This is a genomic window from Pseudomonas sp. 1L-B-1-E-C1 (assembly GCF_057291835.1).
This window is the reverse complement of record NZ_JBXAWN010000001.1, coordinates 395,021-417,609: the sequence shown is the minus strand read 5'-3', so window position 1 is coordinate 417,609 and position 22,589 is coordinate 395,021. Positions and strand designations below refer to the sequence as shown.

General features: G+C 58.6%; 25 protein-coding genes. 16 read left to right on the top strand and 9 right to left on the bottom strand.

The window, feature by feature from the left end; translation table 11 throughout:
- The first annotated feature begins 91 nt into the window (after positions 1-91).
- The 3 genes from AC0Z4S_RS01755 to AC0Z4S_RS01745 all read left to right on the top strand — a co-directional run bounded on the left by AC0Z4S_RS01755 (position 92) and on the right by AC0Z4S_RS01745 (position 3,000).
- Positions 92-310: a DUF2970 domain-containing protein gene (locus AC0Z4S_RS01755; protein ID WP_253501241.1), complete on the top strand. Its 219-nt coding sequence runs from the start codon at positions 92-94 to the stop codon at positions 308-310.
- Between the two features lie 553 nt (positions 311-863).
- Positions 864-2,522, top strand: a complete 1,659-nt coding sequence (locus tag AC0Z4S_RS01750; RefSeq protein ID WP_485621807.1) for a nitrite/sulfite reductase — start codon at positions 864-866, stop codon at positions 2,520-2,522.
- Positions 2,506-3,000 (top strand): DUF934 domain-containing protein, encoded by a 495-nt coding sequence (locus AC0Z4S_RS01745; protein WP_253501233.1) that lies wholly within the window; start codon positions 2,506-2,508, stop codon positions 2,998-3,000. Before AC0Z4S_RS01750 ends, AC0Z4S_RS01745 begins: the two co-directional genes overlap by 17 nt.
- A 65-nt stretch (positions 3,001-3,065) precedes the next feature.
- Here the strand turns inward: AC0Z4S_RS01745 and sohB are convergent, their stop codons facing one another.
- The gene (gene sohB, locus AC0Z4S_RS01740) at positions 3,066-4,097 is read right to left on the bottom strand and encodes a protease SohB (RefSeq protein ID WP_485621806.1); all 1,032 of its coding nucleotides are present in this window, start codon (positions 4,095-4,097) and stop codon (positions 3,066-3,068) included.
- A 204-nt stretch (positions 4,098-4,301) separates the two neighbouring features.
- Here sohB and AC0Z4S_RS01735 point away from each other — a divergent pair, with 204 nt between their 5' ends.
- Together AC0Z4S_RS01735 and AC0Z4S_RS01730 are read left to right on the top strand one after the other, a co-directional pair.
- A complete protein-coding gene (locus tag AC0Z4S_RS01735) occupies positions 4,302-5,012 on the top strand; it encodes a histidine phosphatase family protein (RefSeq protein ID WP_253501227.1) in 711 nt (236 codons plus the stop codon).
- A 63-nt stretch (positions 5,013-5,075) separates the two neighbouring features.
- Positions 5,076-5,393 (top strand): SCP2 sterol-binding domain-containing protein, encoded by a 318-nt coding sequence (locus tag AC0Z4S_RS01730; protein ID WP_042610331.1) that lies wholly within the window; start codon positions 5,076-5,078, stop codon positions 5,391-5,393.
- A 79-nt stretch (positions 5,394-5,472) separates the two neighbouring features.
- On the opposite strand, the gene AC0Z4S_RS01725 is transcribed toward AC0Z4S_RS01730, so the two are convergent.
- From AC0Z4S_RS01725 to AC0Z4S_RS01705, 5 genes are all read right to left on the bottom strand, one after another.
- On the bottom strand, positions 5,473-6,060 hold the full coding sequence (locus tag AC0Z4S_RS01725; RefSeq protein ID WP_485621805.1) for a hypothetical protein: 588 nt from the start codon (positions 6,058-6,060) through the stop codon (positions 5,473-5,475).
- Positions 6,061-6,074: 14 nt separating this feature from the next.
- Positions 6,075-7,112 (bottom strand): hypothetical protein, encoded by a 1,038-nt coding sequence (locus AC0Z4S_RS01720; RefSeq protein WP_485621804.1) that lies wholly within the window; start codon positions 7,110-7,112, stop codon positions 6,075-6,077.
- A gap of 12 nt (positions 7,113-7,124) precedes the next feature.
- Positions 7,125-7,652 carry a PAAR domain-containing protein gene (locus AC0Z4S_RS01715; protein WP_485621803.1) on the bottom strand — a complete coding sequence of 176 codons (528 nt, stop codon included), beginning with the start codon at positions 7,650-7,652 and terminating at the stop codon, positions 7,125-7,127.
- Positions 7,653-7,833: 181 nt separating this feature from the next.
- A complete protein-coding gene (locus AC0Z4S_RS01710) occupies positions 7,834-8,328 on the bottom strand; it encodes an RES family NAD+ phosphorylase (RefSeq protein ID WP_253501216.1) in 495 nt (164 codons plus the stop codon).
- Positions 8,325-9,197, bottom strand: coding sequence for an antitoxin Xre/MbcA/ParS toxin-binding domain-containing protein (locus AC0Z4S_RS01705; protein ID WP_485621802.1), 873 nt, complete (start codon positions 9,195-9,197; stop codon positions 8,325-8,327). Before AC0Z4S_RS01705 ends, AC0Z4S_RS01710 begins: the two co-directional genes overlap by 4 nt.
- Before the next feature lie 12 nt (positions 9,198-9,209).
- On the opposite strand from AC0Z4S_RS01705, the gene AC0Z4S_RS01700 reads away from it, so the two are divergent.
- The 4 genes from AC0Z4S_RS01700 to AC0Z4S_RS01685 all read left to right on the top strand — a co-directional run bounded on the left by AC0Z4S_RS01700 (position 9,210) and on the right by AC0Z4S_RS01685 (position 14,305).
- Positions 9,210-10,937, top strand: a complete 1,728-nt coding sequence (locus AC0Z4S_RS01700; protein ID WP_485621801.1) for a hydrogenase maturation protein — start codon at positions 9,210-9,212, stop codon at positions 10,935-10,937.
- Between the two features lie 173 nt (positions 10,938-11,110).
- Positions 11,111-11,974 carry a LysR family transcriptional regulator gene (locus AC0Z4S_RS01695; protein ID WP_253501210.1) on the top strand — a complete coding sequence of 288 codons (864 nt, stop codon included), beginning with the start codon at positions 11,111-11,113 and terminating at the stop codon, positions 11,972-11,974.
- Positions 11,975-12,086: 112 nt separating this feature from the next.
- Positions 12,087-13,232 (top strand): sterol desaturase/SRPBCC family protein, encoded by a 1,146-nt coding sequence (locus AC0Z4S_RS01690; protein ID WP_485621800.1) that lies wholly within the window; start codon positions 12,087-12,089, stop codon positions 13,230-13,232.
- Positions 13,229-14,305, top strand: coding sequence for an SMP-30/gluconolactonase/LRE family protein (locus AC0Z4S_RS01685; RefSeq protein ID WP_485621799.1), 1,077 nt, complete (start codon positions 13,229-13,231; stop codon positions 14,303-14,305). The genes AC0Z4S_RS01690 and AC0Z4S_RS01685 overlap by 4 nt, the downstream gene beginning before the upstream one ends.
- A 108-nt stretch (positions 14,306-14,413) precedes the next feature.
- Here AC0Z4S_RS01685 and AC0Z4S_RS01680 read toward each other — a convergent pair whose 3' ends face one another.
- A complete protein-coding gene (locus AC0Z4S_RS01680) occupies positions 14,414-14,578 on the bottom strand; it encodes a hypothetical protein (RefSeq protein WP_253501204.1) in 165 nt (54 codons plus the stop codon).
- 99 nt (positions 14,579-14,677) lie between these two features.
- Positions 14,678-14,932 (bottom strand): hypothetical protein, encoded by a 255-nt coding sequence (locus tag AC0Z4S_RS01675; RefSeq protein ID WP_485621798.1) that lies wholly within the window; start codon positions 14,930-14,932, stop codon positions 14,678-14,680.
- 204 nt (positions 14,933-15,136) lie between these two features.
- Here AC0Z4S_RS01675 and AC0Z4S_RS01670 point away from each other — a divergent pair, with 204 nt between their 5' ends.
- Positions 15,137-15,658 (top strand): DUF4142 domain-containing protein, encoded by a 522-nt coding sequence (locus tag AC0Z4S_RS01670; protein ID WP_471879774.1) that lies wholly within the window; start codon positions 15,137-15,139, stop codon positions 15,656-15,658.
- 58 nt (positions 15,659-15,716) lie between these two features.
- Here AC0Z4S_RS01670 and AC0Z4S_RS01665 read toward each other — a convergent pair whose 3' ends face one another.
- Entirely contained in the window at positions 15,717-15,980 is a 264-nt protein-coding gene (locus tag AC0Z4S_RS01665; RefSeq protein ID WP_485622094.1) for a hypothetical protein, read from the bottom strand.
- 258 nt (positions 15,981-16,238) lie between these two features.
- Between AC0Z4S_RS01665 and AC0Z4S_RS01660 the strand changes: the two genes are divergently transcribed.
- Genes AC0Z4S_RS01660 through AC0Z4S_RS01635 form a run of 6 tightly spaced genes read left to right on the top strand, consistent with a single transcriptional unit; the run spans position 16,239 to position 21,667 of the window.
- Entirely contained in the window at positions 16,239-17,090 is an 852-nt protein-coding gene (locus AC0Z4S_RS01660) for an STAS domain-containing protein (RefSeq protein WP_471879775.1), read from the top strand.
- 2 nt (positions 17,091-17,092) lie between these two features.
- A complete protein-coding gene (locus AC0Z4S_RS01655; RefSeq protein WP_329514067.1) occupies positions 17,093-17,455 on the top strand; it encodes an STAS domain-containing protein in 363 nt (120 codons plus the stop codon).
- Positions 17,452-17,856: an anti-sigma regulatory factor gene (locus AC0Z4S_RS01650; RefSeq protein WP_016774465.1), complete on the top strand. Its 405-nt coding sequence runs from the start codon at positions 17,452-17,454 to the stop codon at positions 17,854-17,856. The genes AC0Z4S_RS01655 and AC0Z4S_RS01650 overlap by 4 nt, the downstream gene beginning before the upstream one ends.
- Positions 17,853-18,866, top strand: a complete 1,014-nt coding sequence (locus AC0Z4S_RS01645) for an ATP-binding protein (protein WP_253505218.1) — start codon at positions 17,853-17,855, stop codon at positions 18,864-18,866. The genes AC0Z4S_RS01650 and AC0Z4S_RS01645 overlap by 4 nt, the downstream gene beginning before the upstream one ends.
- On the top strand, positions 18,859-19,734 hold the full coding sequence (locus tag AC0Z4S_RS01640; protein ID WP_253501198.1) for a sensor histidine kinase: 876 nt from the start codon (positions 18,859-18,861) through the stop codon (positions 19,732-19,734). Before AC0Z4S_RS01645 ends, AC0Z4S_RS01640 begins: the two co-directional genes overlap by 8 nt.
- Entirely contained in the window at positions 19,724-21,667 is a 1,944-nt protein-coding gene (locus AC0Z4S_RS01635) for a response regulator (RefSeq protein ID WP_253501196.1), read from the top strand. Before AC0Z4S_RS01640 ends, AC0Z4S_RS01635 begins: the two co-directional genes overlap by 11 nt.
- Positions 21,668-22,589: the final 922 nt, after the last annotated feature.

Below are 22,589 nucleotides of genomic sequence, written 5' to 3'. Positions count from 1 at the left end.
ACATATGTATGGGCGGCGCAGGATGGGTAACCGAGTGTGTGCCGCGCACGTTGTCTATGCTGTACAGGTCTACTTGCGCGACGAGGGATTTATGGACGATCCAATCGACAACAAACCGCCGACCTTCTGGCAGATGCTGCACAGTGTCATGGCGGCGGCGTTCGGGGTGCAGAGCGGTAAGAATCGGGCCCGGGATTTCACCCATGGCAAGCCCAGCCATTTCGTTATTCTGGGCGTTTTGTTCACTGCGGTATTCGGGTTGACGCTGTTTGCCATCGTCAAACTGGTGCTGCATCTGGCCGGGGTCTGATACCTGGCCACTGGTGCAGCGCTGATACTGGCGATATGAGTTATCCGGGCCTTGGGAGAAAGGCCGCGCTTTCAGCCGGCAAACCGCTGGCGATCAGCGCGTGTCCACGCTATCGGCGGGGTACCGAGAACAGGCCCGGAACCTGGTTCACTGATGACTGACCCAAAATACCGCAGTTCCTACCACGAGAATGATCAGGAACAGGATGGCCCACGCATCGACACTGCTGTCGCTTTTTCTGGCTTTGGTCGGATTGCTCATTGCATCGCCTCTTGTCGGTTTTATCGGTGATTGCACAAAGACTCGATCACAGTTAAGACGATGATTGTCCGTACGACAAATGTGGATTAGGTGATAGCCAATAGCGTTAGGCGATTTGGTTCTTTACATATACTCAAACATCACTTTTGCGCATAACTGCAAACGGGTATATTGCCCCGGCTCCGTGACGGAGTGCGCGGCCGTGCGCGCAGAATTGCAGAGGCAACATCGGACTCCAGCAAGCGAAAACGCAGCGTTTTCCGAGTAGCCCAAGCCTGAGAACAGGACTTATATGTACGTATACGACGAGTACGATCAGCGGATCATCGAGGACCGCGTCAAGCAGTTCCGTGATCAGACCCGACGCTATCTGGCAGGTGAGCTGAGCGAAGAAGAATTCCGCCCCCTGCGCCTGCAAAATGGCCTGTACATCCAGCGCTTTGCGCCGATGCTGCGCGTGGCGGTACCTTACGGCCAACTGACTTCGCGCCAGGTGCGCATGATGGCCAAAATCGCCCGCGACTACGACAAGGGCTACGCCCACATCAGTACGCGACAGAACGTGCAGTTCAACTGGCCGGCGGTGGAAGACATTCCGGACATCCTCGCTGAACTGGCAACCGTACAGATGCACGCGATCCAGACCAGCGGCAACTGCCTGCGCAACGTCACCACCGACCAGTTTGCCGGCGTCGCCGCCGATGAAGTGATCGATCCGCGGCCATGGTGCGAGATCGTCCGTCAGTGGACCACGTTCCACCCGGAATTCGCCTACCTGCCGCGCAAGTTCAAGATTGCCGTCAATGGCTCGACTTCTGACCGCGCTGCTATCGAAGTGCATGACATCGGTCTGGAACCTGTCTACAACGCCGAGGGCGAGTTGGGCTTCCGCGTACTGGTTGGCGGTGGCCTGGGTCGTACCCCGGTGGTCGGCGCGTTCATCAACGAATTCCTGCCGTGGCAGGACCTGTTGAGCTACCTCGACGCCATTCTGCGTGTGTACAACCGCTACGGCCGTCGCGACAACAAATACAAGGCGCGGATCAAGATCCTCGTCAAGGCACTCACTCCTGAAGTGTTCGCGCAGAAAGTCGATGCTGAAATGGAGCACCTGCGCGGTGGCCAGACCACATTGACCGAAGCCGAATTGCATCGCGTCGCCAAGCACTTCGTCGATCCGGACTACAAGACCCTCGACAACCAGACCGCGCAACTGGCTGATCTGGACAAAGAGCACCCGGGTTTCGCCCGCTGGCGCAGCCGCAATACCCTGGCGCACAAGAAGCCGGGCTATGTCGCTGTAACGCTGTCGTTGAAGCCGACCGGTGTTGCGCCGGGCGACATCACCGACAAGCAGCTCGATGCCGTCGCCGATCTGGCCGACCGCTACAGCTTCGGTCAACTGCGCACCTCTCACGAACAGAACATCATTCTCGCCGATGTCGAGCAGAGCCAGTTGTTCACCCTGTGGGGTGAGTTGCGTGAAGGCGGTTTCGCCACACCGAACATCGGCCTGCTGACCGACATCATCTGCTGCCCCGGTGGTGACTTCTGCTCGCTGGCCAACGCCAAGTCGATCCCGATTGCCGAGTCGATCCAGCGCCGTTTCGACGATCTGGACTACCTGTTCGACATTGGCGAGCTGGACCTGAACATCTCCGGCTGCATGAACGCCTGCGGTCACCACCACGTCGGGCATATCGGCATCCTCGGTGTGGACAAGAAAGGCGAAGAGTTCTATCAGGTCTCCCTCGGCGGCAGTGCCAGCCGTGACGCGAGCCTGGGCAAGATCCTCGGCCCGTCCTTCGCTCAGGAAGCCATGCCGGATGTCATTTCGAAGCTGATTGACGTGTACGTCGAACAACGTACCGAAGACGAGCGCTTCATCGACACCTATCAGCGTATTGGCATCGACCTCTTCAAGGAACGCGTCTATGCAGCGAATCATTAAGAACAACGAAGTCGTCGACGAAACCTGGCACCTGCTGCCGAAGGATTTCAACATCGACGAAATCAGCAACTGCGACGACTTGATCGTGCCGCTGCAGCTGTGGCGCGAACACAGCCGCATGCTCAAGGCCCGCGACGGCGGCTTGGGTGTGTGGCTGGATGCCGACGAAGAAGCCGAAGAAATCGGTGACGACGTAGGTGACTTTCAGGTGATCGCGCTGAATTTCCCGGCGTTCACCGATGGCCGCAGTTACTCCAATGCCCGTCTGCTGCGTGACCGTTATGGTTTCAAAGGCGAGCTGCGCGCGATTGGCGATGTACTGCGGGACCAATTGTTCTACATGCATCGCTGCGGTTTCGACGCCTTCGCCATTCGCGCGGATAAAGACCCGTACGAAGCACTGGAAGGCCTCAAGGACTTCTCGGTGACCTACCAGGCCGCCAGTGACGAACCGCTGCCGCTGTTTCGTCGGCGCTAAGCCTGCGGGTTTATTGCGGACACAAAAACGCCGGTCATTGACCGGCGTTTTTTTATGCCTGGTGTTTACCAGAAGCGTTGTTGGGTCAGACGGCTCCACCAACTCAACAGCACGCGATCCACCGAACCGCTGGCGGCCATGCCGATGCGTTCCTGGAGGCTTTTGCGCTCGGCGTAATGCAGATGATAGACCTCTGCCTGTTTGGCCTTCTGCGCCAGGTATTCATCGCTGGTCTTGAGCTCATCCACCAGTTGGTTTTCCAGCGCAGCGATACCAAGCCACACCTCACCGGTAGCGACCTCGTCGATCGCCAGTTGCGGGCGATAACGGGCGACGAAGTTCTTGAACAATCGATGGGTGATGTCGAGGTCTTCCTGGAACTTCTCGCGGCCCTTTTCGGTGTTTTCGCCAAACACGGTCAGAGTGCGTTTGTATTCACCGGCGGTCAGCACTTCGAAATCGATGTCGTGCTTCTTCAGCAGGCGATTGACGTTAGGCAACTGCGCAACCACGCCGATCGAGCCGAGGATGGCAAACGGCGCGCTGATGATCTTGTCGCCGATGCACGCCATCATGTAACCACCGCTGGCCGCGACCTTGTCGATGCATACGGTCAATGGCACGCCGGCATCGCGGATGCGCGCCAGCTGTGATGACGCCAGGCCGTAGCTGTGCACCATGCCGCCGCCACTTTCCAGACGCAGAACCACTTCGTCCTTCGGCGTGGCCAGGGTCAGCAGTGCGGTGATCTCATGGCGCAGGCTTTCAGTGGCGGAAGCCTTGATATCGCCGTCGAAGTCGAGCACGAACACCCGGGATTTGGTCTCAGGCTTGTTCATCTGCTTCTTCGCGCTTTTTTCGGTTTTCGCTTCGCCCTTGCGCAATGCCTTGAGCTGATCCTTGTCGAGCAGGGTCTGCTCAAGGCGTTCACGTAGCCCCTTGTAGAAATCGTTGAGCTTGCTGACCTGCAACTGCCCCGCCGATTTGCGTCGGCCTTTGCTTCGTAACGCGGCAAAACTGGCGAGCACCACCAGAATGGCAATCACGAGAGTGACAGTCTTGGCCAGAAAGCTGGCGTATTCGGTGAAAAAATCCACAGAGACTCCTCAAAGCAATGCGTGAACATGTAACACACGCGGAATGGCTCCAGCATACCCATGCGCCGGCTTGTCGGCCAGCCGTGAAACCTCTGGCAACACGCCTGTAACGGGCATTTCAAACAAGCGTATGTTTTTTCATTGACAGCTCTACGTCATCCTCATAACCTCGCCTGACCTTCAACGTACCGGGATGACGCGGACGTGGGCAGCATCTACTTGATACGACATGGCCAGGCCTCCTTTGGTGCAGACGATTATGACGTTCTGTCACCAACCGGCGTTCGTCAGGCAGAAATCCTCGGCCAGCATCTTGCCGATCTGGGCATCAACTTCGATCGTTGCCTTGCCGGTGAGCTGCGTCGTCAACAGCACACCGCCACCAGTGCACTGGAACAATTCAGTGCCAGAGGCCTGCCGGTTCCCGTTCTTGAAACCGATTCCGCCTTTAACGAATTCGACGCCGATGCAGTCATCCGCGCCCTGCTCCCGGCGATGCTGCCGGAAGAGCCTGAAGCTCTCGACATCCTGCGCAATGCCGCGCAGAACCGCGGTGAATTCCAGCGCATCTTTGCCCTGATCGTCGAGCGCTGGCTCGCCGGTACGTATGACACGCCCGGGTTGGAAAGCTGGCTGGGTTTCGTCGAGCGGGTTCAGGCCGGTCTGCACCGCATCCTCGATCTGGCGGAAAAGAACCAGAAAATCGCCGTTTTCACCTCCGGCGGAACTATCACCGCCCTGCTCCACCTGATTACGCAAATGCCTGCCAGACAGGCCTTTGAACTGAATTGGCAAATCGTCAACACCTCGCTCAACCAACTGAAGTTTCGCGGTCGCGAGGTGGCCCTGGCTTCCTTCAACAGTCACGCACACCTGCAACTGCTGAAGGCCCCGGAACTCATCACTTTTCGCTGAGTCCGGCTTACTGTGACCCTGGCTGTAACCACCCAGCTCCCATGACCAAGAAAGGATCGAACCATGACCTCCGTAGCTGATGCCGTAAAAGCAATGCAAGCCAAGTTCAACCCAGCCGCCGCTGCCGGTCTGGACCTGGTCTTCGGTTTCAACATCACCGACGAAGACAAGCAATACGCACTGATCGTCAAAGACGGCACCTGCGACATTCAGGAAGGTGAAAACCCGGACGCCAACTGCACGCTGGTGCTGGACAGCGAAACCCTGAAAGGTATCGTCAGCGGCGAAACCGACGGCATGCAGGCGTTCATGGGCGGCAAGCTGCGCGTAGAAGGCGACATGATGCTGTCGATGAAACTGTCCGAGCTGTTCCCTTCGTAAGAAGCTGCTGGGTTCATACAAATCCCGCCTTTGTGGCGGGATTTGTCGTTTCAAGCACTGGGGGTCATTGCAATGTGGATTAGCGCTTGGCTGCAGCCGTTCCATCAAGCTCTTTTCTGACCTGCAGGTATGCCGCCTCTTCCTCACTTTTTTCGATCAGATTCGAAGCCATCGAGCGGGGCAAGAGTTTCTTTTCTGTCACGTCCCAATCGATCGTGACGACAACAGTCTTGTTTCCAAAGGTGATGAAAAGCCAATACGAATCGACCGGCCTGTCAGGCTCGGCAAATGAACTGTAGCCATACCGTATCTGGCGATGCAGGTCCGGCGTATTCAGAACAAGGTCCTCAATGTCCAACTTTGGAAACTGTCGCCCTATCGCGAATAACGCTTCGGTCAAGAGAACATCATCATCAATATGTTGCAAACCTTCAGGCTTATTGCGCAGCATGGTCACTGGGCTCTCCTCAGGAGGAGTGCCCATGAGACGCGGGCGGTACATACCTGAACTGAACCACCGGCTGGCGTCGAAACGGTTTTCTTCCGGACTCCACGGGCCGTAATACATCATTACTTTGGCTGGCATCTGGGCTTCCTTGGCGTAAATAAATAGTCCTGCAAAGCTGATGGCAATCAACAAGACACATAAGACGTGACGTTTACCCATAAACTTCAGGACCGTCATAGCGGCTTATAGGCAAGCAGGTGTTTGGGTACGCCGTCCGGCGTATCACCTGATCGAACGTCACGATGTGCGCCTAAGGCATCCAGCGGAAATCCAATCTTCCGTTCATACAGTGCTCGGCTGTCATCGTGCGCCAGCAAATTGCGCTCTTCTTCAGAGACTGTTGGCGTTGGCGCCTGCGGCGCCTGTTCATCAGGTAGTTGCGCTGTTGGGTCTTTGAGTGTCTTGCGATGTTCGATCAGCTTTCGTTCATAAGCGATTTTTCGACTCAAATAATTCCGCATCGCTCGCCCATCAGCGGCGTCTCTTTCACGAATTCCCGGCACAGATCCCCGTTCTGCGGCAGTACCATAAGTTGTGTCGTAGTTGCTGCGCCTTGGAAATGCCCACACGGTGGTCCGGGTCGCATTAGCAAGAATCTGCGCCAGGCTGCGCTTGTAATGAGGATCTTCTGTTTCATTGACCTTGAAGTCGGCATCGATACCCAAACCTGTGCGACAAGCGTAGGAATGAATTTTTGCACCATAGGCAAACGCTTCGGGCTTGAACATATTCGCCTGCGCATCACGCAGGCGGTAGCTATCGTTTTTATCCAGTTCGTAGCCCAGCTCAATACTGCCCACCACTCCATGTGAAAAGAAGTCGAGCTGTTTGATCTCGCGTCCGCGGCGCTGCCGGGCTGCGATGAAATCCACGAGACCGGATATGGAGTCCATCTCTCGATACTGAGCTCCGTGCTGATTCTCGACAACATCCTTCAAAGCTGCCAGCAGGTTCCCCGGATAGTCATTTTTGAAAATCAGAAACACACGCTGGACCGTGAAGTTCGGGGTACCGGTTGGATATTTTGTGAGTTGGCGAATACCCTGATTGATAAAGCGCATCTTGTTGCCTTTCTGGCCACGAACCTTTTCATAAAGGGACATGTAAGACGCACCCACAACCGTTACGTAATCCTGTGCCAGCGTACCTTTAACTTGTGTCGTTTTATGCTGATCGCTTGTTCGAGCTTGTTTCTTTCTCGGTGCTGCCACCTCGCACCTCCCTTAGTAATCTATGCCGAGCGCGTCGAGATGGGCGGCAGCTTCCTTACCCCACTGCACAACTATCGAAGTCGGGTCGGCCGTAAATACTCGCGCGGCGTTACCGTGACTATCGGTATGGCCTACGAGACGCTGGCCGTCACCGGTTTCGATGCAATAGAGCATGTCGGGGATAGCGTCGCCGGTGGTCTCATCAACCAGTTGGAAGCGCTCGCTGTGTTTAGGAACAGTGATAATTGGGGAGAAAGGTGCGGAGCCGACCTGGGTGCCAACAAAAACGTCGCCTGAGCCTGTGATTATCATGCCACCGTGGGCCGTAGCACTGCCCAAGAAGGCAATTGGCTTGCCATTGATCAAAATATTACTGATGCCTTCGGTGACAATATCACCGCAAGCTGTGGTGTCTCCCACACGCAAAACGGGCATTCCGTTGATGTTTACGTCACCGGAACCACTGTTGGTGGGGTTAGTGCCATGGCCGGTAACCGGGCATGCATTAAGATCACTGAGTCGAGCGGCAGGCTTTGCCATCGTGTACTTCCTTGTATAAGCGTGGGCGCGAAATGTACCGGATCTAAACATTGGTTTAAAGCCTCATTCCAAACCTACAGTGCGAGCCGCCGCGAATGTAGCTGGCAGCGGCTCATCTGCTCCGAAGCCCTTCCGGAACCTGACAAGTGTGCTCTTGGATCCGCAGGGCCTGGCCGATACGTCAAACCTCCTGCAACAACCGCGTATCCAGCCCAAACCGCTCTTGCGAGACCATTCGGAACTGACCTTCCGCCAGATCGCAGCTCACCAGTAAATTCCACGAGTGTCGGGTTGCCACCGAAGGCACCAGAATAAACGGGTGTTCAGCCAACAGTGCGTCGGCAAACTTTCGCTGGTTGGGTGAGGTTTTGATCGGGGTGAGCCAATGCGGATTGGGAACATCTTCCGGCTGCACGATCCTGACGCTGGCGTCGTGGGTGATTTCAAAACAGGTCAACACGTAGGGTTCCTGATCAAGCGCATCGAAACTGCCATGGGCCGCCACCTCCAGAATCGCTGTAGATGGGTCGACCGACGCATAAACGACTCGCCGCCCGGGAGTATTCCAGCGCCCGCCGTCCCGTTTCGACCCCAGACCGCTATTCCAGGTTTCGCTGTACACCTCGCGATCCAGCCGCCAGGCGTACCAGCGATCATCCCAGGGCAAGGGGTTCATTGATAAACCCCGTATTTGATCTGGTTCAGGTATTCCTCCACCATCCTGAACCCCAACGCATGTCCAACCAGATCGAGCGGCACATAACCGTAGAAGTAAGTAGCGCGTTGCTCCAGCCATGATTCGGCCTTGGCCTGGCGCCCGAACACTTCAATGGCCAGCTCCAGCGCCGCGGCATATTGATAAGCGATGATGCTCTGCGGCGTGTCCAGGCGCACCGGCATGTTTTCCTTGAGCAGACGTCGCACGGTTCTCACAGATTTGCCGGTGATACGTTTGACCATCTCTCCCTGCTGATACAGCTCGGAGGATGCAATCATGTTGACCACATCGGGCAGCTCAAACCCTTCGCTCGTGCAACGCAGGATGAGCATCGGGTCGTCGCCGCTATCCTGCCCGCGCAACAGCAACTCCAGAGGCTTGCCCTCGAGCTTCTTCAAACCCGTGAGCCGGGGCGCTTTGGCAGTCGGCATGGCGACGTCCTCCGAGGGGCATCTGGCGCGGTCGTCGCGCCAGTAGTGGCGAGGGGAGTAAGCAGGTGTAGGGCTTTCAATCAGTGGGATTCGCATAGTCCATCCTTTGTCCGGGTCCAGAGCGATCTGTGCGCTCGATGACTTCAATGTCACGACTGATGCTATAGACCCAGCGTCCGACGACCAACCTGAAAAAGTCGTCAGAAATATCCACGCAACTGATCGAACTACGCCTGTTTCCGTAGGACTTAAACGGAATTTCAGCGCCTGAATTGACGCCTTGCCTGACACAACCTTGACCTCGGTCAGCTGTGTACATGCAAGCACTGCGTACTCTCCCCGCTCCATCGACAGCCAAGGAAGGCTCACCGGGAGCCTGCGGCCGATCTCACTCAAGGAAGAATCCTCATGCAATCGCTCAAGATCATTCTGCTGGCGTCAGCGTTCAACGGCCTGACGCAACGGGCCTGGCTGGAACTGCGTCAGGCCGGGCACTCGCCCAGCGTGGTGCTGTTTACCGACGCAGCTGCGGTATGTGAACAGATCGAGCACAGCGGCGCCGATCTGGTGATCTGCCCGTTTCTCAAGGACCGAGTGCCACAGGCGCTGTGGAGCGATTCCCGGCGTCCGGTGGTGATCATTCATCCCGGCATCGTTGGCGACCGCGGCGCGAGTGCGCTGGACTGGGCGATCACTAACGAACTCTCGGTCTGGGGAGTCACCGCACTGCAAGCGGTCGAAGAAATGGACGCCGGCCCAGTGTGGGCCACCTGCGAATTCAATCTGCCCGCGGGCTTGCGCAAATCCGAGCTGTATAACGGCCGGGTCAGCGATGCGGCGATGGTGTGTATCCGCGAAGTCGTGGAAAAATTCGTCGAAGGGTTTCAACCGGTCGAGCTGGACTATGCCGCTCCCAGCGTGCGCGGCAGTCTGCAACCAAACATGAAGCAGGCTGATCGCAGTTTCAGCTGGCAAGATTGCGCGCGCTTCATCAAGCGCTGCATCGACGCGGCGGACGGCCAGCCGGGCGTGCTGGCGAGCCTGGCTGGCGGTCAGTATTACCTGTATGACGCGCACCTCGATTCGCGCAGCGGCAGGCCCGGCGAGATTCTCGCGGTGCACGACGACGCCGTGCTTGTTGCAACGGGTGATCAAAGCCTGTGGATCGGTTCGTTGCGGCGCAAACCTCACGCCTGCGAAGAAACCTTCAAGCAACCGGCACGGCACGTGTTGGCCCGGCACTTGGCCGACGTGCCGGTACTGGACTGGTCGCTTGCTACACAGCCGTTCAGCGACGAAGCCTACCAACCGATTCGTTACCGCGAATCGGGGCATGTCGGAGAACTGACGTTCGAGTTCTATAACGGCGCGATGAGCACCGAGCAATGCCAGCGCCTGGTCGAGGCACTGCGCTGGGCCAAGGCCAGGGATACGCAAGTGCTGTTGATCAGGGGCGGCCGGGGCAGTTTTTCCAACGGCGTGCACCTGAATGTGATTCAGGCTGCGCAAGATCCGGGGGCTGAAGCCTGGGCCAATATTCAGGCGATTGACGATGTTTGCGCCGAACTGCTCAGCGCCCGGCAATTGGTAGTCAGTGGCGTAACCGGCAACGCCGGCGCGGGCGGTGTAATGCTGGCGCTGGCGGCGGATCTTGTTTTTGCCCGTGCCGATATCGTGCTCAATCCGCACTACAAGAGCATGGGCTTATACGGTTCCGAATACTGGACCTACAGCCTGCCGCGCGCCGTCGGCCCGGCGATGGCCGAGCAACTGACTCAAGCCTGCTTGCCGGTGAGCGCGATTGAGGCCTGGCAGCTGGGCATGATTCAGGAGATTGGGCCGCGTTGCCCGGATGAGTTTTCCCTGTGGCTCTTGCAGCGAGCCAATAGCGTCTTGAGCGATCCGACCTATGCGGCAGTGCGTGAACGCAAGTCGCGGATCGATCAGGCACTGATCCGTCGATGCCGGAAGGCTGAGCTGGAGCAAATGCAGGAGGACATGCTGCATGACCGCAATCGGTTTGCCGAAAAATGCAGCCACTTTGTTTACAAGCGCGGGGGGTGTGGCACGCCGGCGCGATTGGTAGAGGATTGGGCGCGGGTGGGCTTGCTTGAGCGGACCGAGTTGGCCAGTTGATCTTATGGCGTCGGCTTTCCCCTCACCCTGGCCCTCTCCCCAGGGAGAGGGAACTGACCGTAGTGTCCGACGCCATGCATCGAATCAGGAAATCCAGTCGATGCTGGAGTGGGCCGGGGTGATGGGCTTTTGACTTACAATGCGCCCCACCTCCAAATACCGGCCCTGCCCCCATGGACATCGACCTCGCCCGCACCTTCCTCGAAATCGTCCGTCACGGCAGTCTTGCGGCCGCTGCGCAGAAGCTGTTCGTCACGCAAACCGCGATCACCGCGCGGGTGCAGAAACTCGAGAGCCAGTTGGGCAGCACGCTGTTCGTGCGCAATCGCGCCGGGGCGAAACTGACGGCCAATGGCGAAGCGTTCGTGATCTACGCCAATCAACTGGTGCAGACCTGGGAAGCCGCGCGCCGCGACTTGCCGCTGCCCGAGGGTTATCACAACGTTCTGCACATCGGTGGCGAAGTCAGTCTGTGCAATCCCTTGATGCTCAGTTGGGCGGCGCAACTGCGTGAGAAAATTCCCGGACACGCACTGCGCATGGAGATTCGCGATGGCGAAAATCTGCTGCGCCAGCTCGAACTCGGAGTGCTCGATGCGGCGCTGGTTTATCAACCTGAATACTGGCCGGGATTGCAGGTCGAGCAGGTGCTGGAGGAAAAACTGATTCTGGTGCGCGCTCCTGAACGTCCCGACCCTTACGTCTACATCGATTGGGGCCCGGACTTCCGTCGCCAGCACGACGCCGCCCTGCCGGAAAAAGCCAAAGCCGCGCTGAGCTTCAACCTGGGCCCGCTGGCCCTGCAATACATTCTCGAAAACGGCGGCAGCGGCTATTTCCGCACACGCGTCGTGCGTACGTATCTGGAAACCGGCGCGCTGGAAGCCGTCACTAAAGCCCCGGAATTCGGCTATCCGACCTATCTGGTGTATTCGCGCGATCGCGACTCGACAGTGCTGCAACAGGCCTTCGATCTGTTGCGCGAAGTGATCCGCACCGATGACGACTGGTCGCAACGCTGGAACCCGTTGAGCTGACACCACTGCTTCAGTCCAGAGCATGGCGCTTGTGGCCTCAAGGTTCGCCCTGCACAAGTCAGCGGATCGGCTAATCTGCCGGGTATAACAACAATACCCGCAGGTAAAAGCGTTGAGGCAGACCACCGAAGCATTTCGCAGCCGCTACCGCGCGGCCATTCATCCTTTGTACAACCCGTGGCTGCATGGCGCGTTTGTGTTGCTGTTCGGCATTCTTGCGGTCGCCGGATTCTGGAGCACGGTGCATGCGGTAAATAGGCTGGAATGGTTGACAGTGCCGCTCACGCTGCTGCTGTTCAACTTCGCCGTGTACATGGTTCATCGCCATCTGGGGCATCACAAAAAATCGTTCGCGAAGATGTTCTACGCCCGGCATGCGGGCGACCATCACAGCTTTTTCACCCCCGGCCACATGACCTACGACAGCGCCCGGGACTGGCGAGTGATCCTGTTTCCGGCCTGGCTGATCGTGATTCATACGCTGCTGATCACCCTGCCCCTGTGGTGGCTGCTCGCGCAGGTCAACGGCAATGTCGCCGGACTGTTTGCCGGGTGCATGGTGCTTGGTTATCTGCTCTACGAAGTGTTCCATGCCTGCGAACATCTACCGCCGCAAAACCCGTTGACCCGTTTGCCGTGGATTCGCCAGATGCGCCGTCTGCATGAATTGCATCATCGCCGCGAGCGCATGCAGGAACGCAACTTCAACATCGTACTGCCCTTGATGGACTACCTGTTCGGTACGCTGTATTGCGAGCCGGAATCCGCCCCTTTGAGTTATTCGAGAATGCCCATGACGCGCATGCAGCACGAGACCGATATCGCCGGCGAACCTGTCGCCGTGCTGGCCTATGCCGCCAGCGTGACTCACTGGCCGGACTGGCATCCCTCCTCATTGAAGATTGACGGTCCGCAAGGTCCACTGCATGCCGGTGCGCACTTCGAAGAGGACATTCATGCCGGCGGACGTGCCGGGCATTTGCGCTGGGAAGTGATGGAATATCTGCCGGGACGGCGCTGGTGCGCAGGCGCGCAAAGTGATCAGGGCTTGTCGCTGCGACTGACTTACGAATGCTCGGCGGAGGCTGGCGGTACGCGCTTCGTGCGTACGCTGGAATATCGCTTTGACGGCTTGCTCATGCGCCTCGCCAATCGCCTGTTGCTCAAGCGGCGCATCGAACGCGAGTCTGCGGCGTCCATGCTCGCCCTGCGCGCCACGGCCGCGCAGTTCATCGGCGCGGCGAGGGCCAGCGCGTGAAATTACGTCATCTGCCGGGCCTGCTGCTCGTTCTCGTCATCGCCTTCTTGCTTTTGCTGCCAACCAAAGTCGAACCGCTGGCCTGGACACCGCCACCGGCACCCTCGCTTAAAGAAGGTATCTACGCGGACAACAAGCGCCTCAAAGGTGTGGTGAAGGTCGGGCCGAGCGACATCGAAGGCCCCGAAGCCTTGTTGCTGGAGGACGACTTCCTCATCACCGGATTACATGACGGCAGGCTGATTCGCAGCAGCCTCGACGGCACGCAGCGCAAAGTGCTGGCCGACACCGGTGGCCGCCCCTTGGGCCTGGCCCGTCATCCGAACGGCATGCTGGTGATTGCCGATGCGGTCAAGGGTTTGCTGTCGCTGGATGCACATGGACAAATGATCCCCTTGACCACCGAGGCCAACGGTGTGCCATTTGGATTCACTGATGATGTGGCGGTCGACAAGTCAGGCCACTACGCCTACTTCAGCGATGCCTCCAGTCGCTGGGGCTACGGCCAGGACGGCGAGGCAATCATCGAACACGGCGCCGACGGGCGTTTGCTGCGCTACGACTTCCAGACCGGCAAGACCAGCGTGCTGCTCGACAAACTGCAATTTGCCAACGGCGTCACTCTTGGCCCGGACGAGGCCTATGTGCTGGTCAACGAGACCGGCGCTTATCGCATCAGCCGCTACTGGCTTAGCGGGCCGAAGGCCGGCACCAATGATGTGTTCATCGACAACTTGCCGGGGCTGCCGGACAACCTCTCGTTCAATGGCAGCAACCGTTTCTGGGTAGCGCTGTATGCGCCGCGCAATGCCTTGCTCGACGGCACGGCTGAACATCCGTTTTTGCGCAAGATGATCGTCCGGGCGTTGACGGTCTTGCCCAAGCCTGTGGAGAAGCGTGGGTTTGTCCTCGGACTGGATCTGGACGGCAAGGTGATCGCCAATCTGCAGGATGCGAGCGATGGCAATTACTCGCCGATCACTACCGTGCGCGAGTACGGGCAGTGGTTGTATTTCGGCTCGTTGAAGGCGGGGCATATGGGCAGGATGGGGTTGGATTCGGCTCTGAAATAAGCCTGCCGGATTTGCGGGGAATGGACTGACGCCTTCGCGAGCAGGCTCGCTCCTACAGGGGGACGGATTTCAAATTGTAGGAGTGAGCCTGCTCGCGATAGCGGTCTGTCAGTTGCTGGATCTATCGAACTTGTCCGGATCTTCGTCTTCCGGAAGCTCCTCGACCGGTTCTTCGGGATGCGCAGTGGTATGCGCCGGGCTGTTCGGTTCAGGACCGGTGGGAATCGGGTCGAAGCCGCCCTGCTCTTCACTGGGGAATCTGGGGTCGTTCATGTGGCACCTCGCAACGAGTCGATGGTTTGCAGACTCTGCACATTGGAGGTGCCGTTGGCCGTCGCCGTTCCCTTCAGAGGGCGACCACGGGTCGGAGGATTACTGTCCCGTCAGCGGCTGCCCGGCCAGTTGGGCGACGATCTGTTCCTTGACGATCACACGCTTCTCTTTGAGCTTTTTCAGCTCGTTGTCAGTGGGGGCGTCTGACTGGGCGTTCTCGGCCTCGACTACCGCTTTATCGACATCGAAATACTTGTTGAGCAGCGAATCCAGCTTCGGATCCTCGGAGCGTTTTTGCTCGATCTCTTCCTTCTTGCAGCCCAGGTCCTGATACAGATCGTGTGAAACCGGCATGAAACACCTCCATCAGTTTGATCGACAACCAGCGCGACCGATGCGCTGACTCATTATCAGCATGGCCTTGCGCAATGGCATCTGTCGACTCCCTGTCAGACCAGCGGTTGCCGTTCGTCGCCCTGTCGTAAATGCGATAAAACCTTTGGCGCCTGCGCTCGCTCCATTGCATAACGCTCACAAAAACCTGCGTGGAGATACCCAATGGACGGATTCAACCTGCGTCATCTCGCTCTGGCTGTTGCACTGTCTGCCGGCATGGGCAGCGCCTTTGCCGCGACTGACAATGATTTTGTCGATAACGCCGCTGCTGGTGGCATCGCCGAAATCGAAACCAGTCGCCTGGCTCTGGAAAAAAGCCAGTCCGCCGACATCAAAGCCTTTGCCAACCAGATGATCACTGATCACAGCAAGGCCAACGATGAGCTGGCGGCGATTGCCAAAGCCAACGACATCGAAGTCCCGGACACCACCACCCTGGTCAAGCAGGCCAAGGAAAAGATTCTCGAAGTACGCGATGAATCCTTCGATGCCGCCTACGCCAACAACCAGGTAAAGGCGCACGAAGAAACCATCGAGCTGTTCAAGAAACAGGCGAACACTGTGACCGACGACAAAACCAAAGGCGCTACAGAACTGAAAGCCTTCGCGCAGAAAATGTTGCCAGCGCTGGAAAAACATCTGGCCCACGCCAAAGAGCTGCAAGCCAAACACCCGAGCAAATAAACGCCCAGGCAATAAAAAAGGCCGCATCCATCGATGCGGCCTTTTTGCGTTAGAGCGGTCAACCGCCATCGGTGTCGATATCGGCGTCGGTGCTTTCGCCCGGTGCGGGACGGTCCGGGTCAGGCTTGAAGCCGGGGCTGAAGTCATTGCTGTTGTCATTGTGATGCTGCTTCTGATCGACCTCGGCAGCCGCGCTGTCCGCCTGCCCTTCTTCAGCCGGCGCGGGAGTAGTTTGCCCCGGTGTTTGCGGGTCGATGGCCGGGTCGTTGCGGTTAATTGACTCTGAGGACTGATTTTGCTGTTGCGGCGCTTGCTCGTTCATATCCACCTCATTCATAGTCCTGCCTCTTTTTTCCAGCACGACTGGAAAATGTCGGGCATGCAGATTCGAAGCCTGACGCCGTTGATTCGTTCAAAAGATCGTTGCCTGCCGCCACGCCGACTAGAGTTACCGGGCGTTCGACGCGGCAGGCAGAAAATACACCGCTGGATGAACAACTATTTCAAGCGGCAAATGTCAGTCAATTCGCGCCGGTCATTTCGCCGAGCCGGCCCCCTTATGTAACGGAGCGATACGCACATGGCAGCACTGCAGAACAGCACAGTCGAAGCAATCAAGAACAACCAGACGCAGCTGTTGAGCGAATGGACCAAACGCCTCGAAGCCAGCGGCGCCACGCGCAATCTCAAAGAACACGACCTTGCTCAGCAGACCCGCGATCTGCTGACCCTGCTGCTGGCTGGCCTGGAAAACGGCAACGGCAGCAAGATCACCGCCACAGGCTGGGAAGAAATTCGCCAATTCCTTGAAAAACTCTCCCAGAGCCGTGCCCTGCTCGGCCAGGATTCGCAGCAAACCGCCAATTTCATTTTCGCGCTCAAAGGCCCGATCTTCGCGGTGCTGCAGAATCATTATCAAGACCAACCGGCGTTGCTCGCGGAACAACTGCTGGAAATGTCCGAACTGCTCGACACTGTCGGCATGCACACCATCGGCACCTTCCAGAAATCCCGCGAAGCAGTGATCAAGCGTCAGCAGGAAGAACTGCTGGAGCTGTCGACCCCGGTGGTCAAGCTGTGGGACGGCGTCCTCGCCTTGCCCATGATCGGCACCCTCGATTCGCAGCGCACCCAAGTGGTCATGGAATCGCTGCTGCAGCGTATCGTCGACACCGGTTCGGAAATCGCCATTATCGATATCACTGGCGTGCCGACCGTCGACACGCTGGTTGCCCAGCACCTGCTGAAAACCGTGACCGCGATTCGCCTGATGGGCGCTGATTGCATCATCAGCGGCGTGCGTCCGCAAATTGCGCAGACCATCGTCCACCTCGGTCTGGATCTGCAAGGCGTGGTGACCAAGGCCAACCTGGCCGACGCCTTGAAACTGGCCCTGACCCGCTTGGGTGTCAGCCTCGTCAAGACGGTTTGACCATGGAACGTATTCCGATTCTCCAAATGGGCGAATTCCTGCTGGTGACCATTCAGGTCGACATGCATGATCAACTCGCGATGACCCTGCAGGACGATCTGTCCGAGCGCATCAGCAAGACCTCGGCCCGTGGGGTGTTGATCGACATTTCGGCGCTGGACATGGTCGATTCGTTCATCGGGCGCATGATCGGCACGATTTCCGGTCTATCGAAAATCATGGACGCCGAAACCGTACTGGTCGGCATGCAGCCGGCAGTGGCGATTACCCTGGTTGAGCTGGGCATGACGTTGCCGGGTGTCAGCACCGCGCTCAACGTCGAACGCGGAATGAAACTGCTGCGGGAACGAGTACTTGCACAATGACCGTGCGCAGCAGCGGTACTCAACCCATTCTCATTGAACAGGACGTGGTACTGGCCCGCCAGACCACGCGCAAGCTCGCCACCGAATGCGGCATGCGCCTGATCGACCTGACCAAACTGGTGACCGCCGTCAGCGAGCTGGCGCGCAACACCATGGTCTATGGCGGCGGTGGCGACATGGACTGGCAGATCCTCGAGGAGAACGGCCGTGTCGGGTTGCGTATCACTTTCCGCGACGAAGGCCCGGGCATCCCCGACATCAAACTGGCGATGACCGACGGCTGGACCTCCGGCAGCGGTCTTGGCCTGGGCCTCACCGGCGCGAAACGTCTGGTCAATGAATTCGAACTCGACACTGAGCCCGGTAAAGGCACGCGCATTACGATCACACGATGGACATGAATATCACCGGGTCGTTGACCCAAGTCTTGCCGATCGAAGACAGCAGTCAGATCGGTCACGCCCGGCGCACTGCGCAAAAACTCGCCGAGCAGCATGGCTTCGACGAAAACGATGCCGGGCGCGTGGCGCTGGTCGCGACGGAATTGGCCAGCAACGTGATCAAGCATGCCCAGCGCGGTGAATTTCACCTGCGTGTGCTGCCAAGACCGGGTAACACGTTCGGCATCGAAATGCAGACCGTGGATCGCGCGCAGGGCTTCGATCTGGATGCGTGTCTGGCGGATGGCTTTTCCACCGGCGGTACGCAAGGCATCGGGCTCGGCGCGGTGTCGCGTCAGACTGATGCGTTTGATGTTTACGCCGACCACCGAGGCGCCGTGCTGCTGGCGCGGATTTTTCCACGCGGCGATCGGCAGGCCGATATCCATTTTGGGGTCAGCCAGCATTCGTTGCACGCCGATCCGGCCTGTGGCGATGTCTGGCATTTGTCGTATGAAGGGTCGCGGATCAGCGCGCTGATCGTTGATGGCCTCGGTCATGGCGAAGATGCCGAGCGCGCCGGCCTGGCCGGAGCACAGGCATTTGCCCGGGCACCGTTTGCCGATCCTGTGGTATTGATGGAAGACCTGCATCAGCAAATGCTCGGCACTCGCGGCGGCGCCGTGGCTTTTGCCCAGTTCGACAGCCAGCGCGACTGCCTGACGTTCGCCGGTGTCGGTAATATCGGTGCCAGTCTGCTCGAGCCCGGCAAATCGCGCGGCCTGGCTTCGCATCCCGGTATCGTCGGCGGTCAGTACCGTAAAGCCAAACCCTTTGACTATGCTCACGTGAACGGACATTTATTGATCATGTACAGCGACGGCTTACAGTCCCGTTGGAACCTTAAAGACTACCCCGGTCTGGTGCATCGCCACCCCGCCGTGATAGCCAGCGTCCTGCACCGTGACTTCTGTCGCGGGCGCGATGACGTGACGGTACTGGTTGTTGCCCTGGAGGCCATCCATGGCTGAACCGACCACCTTGAGCCATGCCGAACAGGCCGCACTCATCGCCCAGTTGCAGCGCGAAACCATTGCCCTGCGCGAAGAACTCGATGAAACCAACCAGGGCGTGCTGGCGCTGTACGCCGAGCTCGACAACCAGGCCGAAGAACTGCGACAGGCGTCGGATCTGAAAAGCCGCTTCCTGTCGTACATGAGCCATGAATTCCGTACGCCGCTGGGTTCGATTCTGAGCATCAACAGTTTGCTCGCCGACGAACTCGACGGCCCGCTCAGTCTGGAACAACACAAGCAGGTGGCGTTCGTCAGCACTGCGGCTCGCGAGCTCAGCGACATGGTCGATGACCTGCTCGATCTGGCGAAGATCGAAGCCGGGCGCATCAGCATTTCGCCGGCCTGGTTCGACATGTTCGACCTGTTCTCGGCCCTGCGCGGGATGTTCCGCCCGATCGTCGATGCTTCGGCAGTCGACCTGATCTTCGAAGAACCGCGTGGTCTGCCCCGCCTGTACACCGACGACAAGAAACTCGGGCAGATCCTGCGCAACTTCATTTCCAACTCGCTGAAGTTCACCACCCGGGGTGAAGTGCGGGTGTCGGCGCACATGGCCGGCGAAAACAAGGTCCGCTTTGCCGTCAGCGACACCGGCATCGGCATTGCGCCAGAACTGCATGACACACTGTTCGAAGATTTCTCCCAGGTTGATTCGCCACTGCAGAAACGCCTGCGCGGCACTGGTCTGGGTCTGTCGCTGTGCAAGCGTTTCGCCGCGTTGCTGGGCGGTGAAGTCGGGGTTGAGAGTACGCCAGGCGTCGGCTCGACGTTCTTTGTCATCATCCCGCTGGCAATCGCTCTGGAGAACGTCGATGAATCGTGACATCCGCCTGTTGATTGTCGATGACAACGTCGCCACCCGTTACGCCTTGCGCCGGCGCCTGGAGCGCCATGGGTACACGGTGCTCGAAGCCGGCACTGGCAGCGAGGGCCTGGCCCTGATCGAGAGCGAAGCACTCGATGCGTTGATCCTCGACGTCAACCTGCCGGACATGAGCGGTTTCGATATCGTCCGCCTGCTGCGCGCCGATCCGCGCACCGCACTGCTGCCGGTGATTCATGTCTCGGCAGCGTCGATTCAGACCGGCGACATCATCACCGGCCTCAACGCTGGCGCCGATGCCTATCTGATTCATCCGGTCGACCCCGACGTATTGCTGGCAACGTTGCGCACCTTGCTGCGAGTGCGCGACACGGAAAATGCCCTGCGCGAAAGCGAGGCGCGGTTTCGCGAGATTTTCGCCAACGTTTCGGCGCCGATCGCGGTGCTCGATGCCAGTCTCAAAGTGCATGAATGCAACCACGCCTTTGCCCAGTTGATTGTCGATAACCGCGACCCGCAGGCCCTGCGTGAATGCTTCGCCGAAGATCAATGCTCGGTCCTCGACGAACTGCGTCTGCGTCTGGTGGACGGCGAGCGCTGGAAAGGCACACTGAACATGAGCGTTCAGGGTGAAGTTCGTGAGACGCAATGGCAGATTTCGCCGTATCGCACGCCAGAGCTGAGCCTGGTGTTCGTCGAAGATGTCACCGAACACCGCCACCGCGAGCGCTCGCATCTGGCCCGGCTGGATGACACCACCACGCAACTGGCCAAGGAAGTTGCCGAGCGCGTGCACGCCGAAGCGCAATTGCTGCAAGTACAGAAAATGGATGCACTGGGCAAGCTCACCGGCGGTATTGCCCACGACTTCAACAATCTCCTGACCGGGATCATCACCAGTCTGGAACTGATCCAGAAACGCGTGGCGGATGAGCGTCTGGACAAGGTGCAGTTCTACACCGAAGCGGCGCTGAACTCAGCGATGAGCGCGGCCTCGCTGACCCATCGTCTGCTCGCATTTGCTCGTCAGCAGCCGCTTGATACGCGGCCCGTGGACATCAACGAGCACGTCCGCTCGCTGGAAGAATTGCTGGTGCGCACCATCGGTGAGCGCATCACCCTCAAGCTGGAACTGACCAACAAACCGGCGATTGCGCTGGTGGATCCGGTGCAGCTGGAAAGCGCGGTGCTCAACCTGGTGATCAACGCCCGCGATGCCCTGCCCTCCGGCGGCAATATCTGGGTCAACACCTACGCTGCCTATTCCCATGGCGACCCGAATCTGGCCGATGGCGCTTACGTGGCGCTGTCGGTACGCGACGACGGCACCGGCATTGAACACAACGTGATCGACAAGGTGTTTGAACCGTTCTTCACCACCAAACCGTTGGGCCAGGGCACCGGGCTCGGTTTGTCGACAATCTACGGCTTCGCCCGTCAGTCGGGCGGTGACGCACACATCCGCAGCGTTGCCCGGCGCGGCACTGAAGTGACCATCATGCTGCCCGGCACCAACGACCCGACCGGCGCCGACGCACCTGTGCCCGTGCCTGACGCCAAAGGCAGTGGCGAGCATGTGCTGATCGTCGAAGACATGGCCACGGTGCGCTTGTTCGTCACTGAAGTGCTTGAAGATGCCGGCTATCGCTGCACACAGGCAGCGGATATCGAAACGGCACTGGAGCGTTTGCAGAACGATTCATCTATCAACCTGCTACTGACCGACGTCGGTCTGCCGCGCATGAGCGGTCGCGAACTGGCCGATGTCGCTCGCGGCTGGCACGAAGGGCTGCCGATCCTGTTCATGACCGGCTACGCCGAAACCGCGATCAATCGCCAGGTCTTCCTCGGCAGCGGCATGGAGATGCTGGTCAAACCGTTTCAGATCAGCGAACTGCTCGACAAGGTCCGCCGCACAATCGATGGCGCCTGAATTAACGCACATCCCCCTGTAGGAGCGAGCCTGCTCGCGATAGCGTCCGGTCAGTGAACCCATCTGCGACTGGCACTCCGCTTTCGCGAGCAAGCTCGCTCCCACAAGGGATCCGGGTGTGACCACCTTTCTGGGTACACCTTGCAAAACTGTAGGAGTGAGCCTGCTCGCGATCGCGCCCGGTCAGTGAACGCATCTGTTACTGATACTCCGCGTTCGCGAGCAGGCTCACTCCTACAAGGGATCCGGGGTGTGACCAGCTTTCTGGGCTGACTTTGCAAAACTGTGGGAGCGAGCTTGCTCGCGAAGGCGCCCGTCCAGTCAGTTCATCTACGACTGACACCCCGCTTTCGCGAGCAAGCTCACTCCTACAAGGGATCCGGGGTGTGACCACCTTTCTGGGTACACCTTGCAAAACTGTGGGAGCGAGCCTGCTCGCGAAGGCGCCCGTCCAGTCAGTTCATCTACGACTGACACCCCGCTTTCGCGAGCAAGCTCACTCCCACAAGGGATCCGGAGTGTCACCACCTTTCTGGGTACACCTTGCAAAACTGTGGGAGTGAGCCTGCTCGCGATAGCGCCCGATCAGAACGCATCTGTTACTGACATTCCGCTATCGCGAGCAGGCTCACTCCTACAAGGGATCCGGGGTGTGACCACCTTTCTGGGTAGACTTTGCAAACCTGTGGGAGCGAGCTTGCTCGCGAAGGCGTCCGGCCAGTCAGTTCATCTACGACTGACACTCCGCTTTCGCGAGCAGGCTCGCTCCCACAAGGATCTGCTGTGTTACCACTTATCTGGTTAACCCAATCAAACCTGTGGGAGCGAGCCTGCTCGCGAAGGCGTCCGGCCAGTCAGTTCATCTACGACTGACACTCCGCTTTCGCGAGCAGGCTCGCTCCCACAAGGATCTCCTGTGTTA

What these genes read in the sequence shown, in the direction of transcription:
- AC0Z4S_RS01745 (WP_253501233.1), top strand. Translation starts at nt 2,506, where the DNA reads ATGCAGCGAATCATTAAGAACAACGAAGTCGTCGACGAAACCTGGCAC.
- AC0Z4S_RS01635 (WP_253501196.1), top strand. Translation starts at nt 19,724, where the DNA reads ATGAATCGTGACATCCGCCTGTTGATTGTCGATGACAACGTCGCCACC.
- AC0Z4S_RS01660 (WP_471879775.1), top strand. Translation starts at nt 16,239, where the DNA reads ATGGCAGCACTGCAGAACAGCACAGTCGAAGCAATCAAGAACAACCAG.
- AC0Z4S_RS01725 (WP_485621805.1), bottom strand. Translation starts at nt 6,060, where the DNA reads ATGGGTAAACGTCACGTCTTATGTGTCTTGTTGATTGCCATCAGCTTT.
- AC0Z4S_RS01680 (WP_253501204.1), bottom strand. Translation starts at nt 14,578, where the DNA reads ATGAACGACCCCAGATTCCCCAGTGAAGAGCAGGGCGGCTTCGACCCG.
- AC0Z4S_RS01750 (WP_485621807.1), top strand. Translation starts at nt 864, where the DNA reads ATGTACGTATACGACGAGTACGATCAGCGGATCATCGAGGACCGCGTC.
- AC0Z4S_RS01650 (WP_016774465.1), top strand. Translation starts at nt 17,452, where the DNA reads ATGACCGTGCGCAGCAGCGGTACTCAACCCATTCTCATTGAACAGGAC.
- AC0Z4S_RS01715 (WP_485621803.1), bottom strand. Translation starts at nt 7,652, where the DNA reads ATGGCAAAGCCTGCCGCTCGACTCAGTGATCTTAATGCATGCCCGGTT.
- AC0Z4S_RS01670 (WP_471879774.1), top strand. Translation starts at nt 15,137, where the DNA reads ATGGACGGATTCAACCTGCGTCATCTCGCTCTGGCTGTTGCACTGTCT.
- AC0Z4S_RS01665 (WP_485622094.1), bottom strand. Translation starts at nt 15,980, where the DNA reads ATGAACGAGCAAGCGCCGCAACAGCAAAATCAGTCCTCAGAGTCAATT.
- AC0Z4S_RS01730 (WP_042610331.1), top strand. Translation starts at nt 5,076, where the DNA reads ATGACCTCCGTAGCTGATGCCGTAAAAGCAATGCAAGCCAAGTTCAAC.
- AC0Z4S_RS01655 (WP_329514067.1), top strand. Translation starts at nt 17,093, where the DNA reads ATGGAACGTATTCCGATTCTCCAAATGGGCGAATTCCTGCTGGTGACC.
- AC0Z4S_RS01695 (WP_253501210.1), top strand. Translation starts at nt 11,111, where the DNA reads ATGGACATCGACCTCGCCCGCACCTTCCTCGAAATCGTCCGTCACGGC.
- AC0Z4S_RS01755 (WP_253501241.1), top strand. Translation starts at nt 92, where the DNA reads ATGGACGATCCAATCGACAACAAACCGCCGACCTTCTGGCAGATGCTG.
- AC0Z4S_RS01675 (WP_485621798.1), bottom strand. Translation starts at nt 14,932, where the DNA reads ATGCCGGTTTCACACGATCTGTATCAGGACCTGGGCTGCAAGAAGGAA.
- AC0Z4S_RS01645 (WP_253505218.1), top strand. Translation starts at nt 17,853, where the DNA reads ATGAATATCACCGGGTCGTTGACCCAAGTCTTGCCGATCGAAGACAGC.
- AC0Z4S_RS01700 (WP_485621801.1), top strand. Translation starts at nt 9,210, where the DNA reads ATGCAATCGCTCAAGATCATTCTGCTGGCGTCAGCGTTCAACGGCCTG.
- AC0Z4S_RS01710 (WP_253501216.1), bottom strand. Translation starts at nt 8,328, where the DNA reads ATGAACCCCTTGCCCTGGGATGATCGCTGGTACGCCTGGCGGCTGGAT.
- AC0Z4S_RS01640 (WP_253501198.1), top strand. Translation starts at nt 18,859, where the DNA reads ATGGCTGAACCGACCACCTTGAGCCATGCCGAACAGGCCGCACTCATC.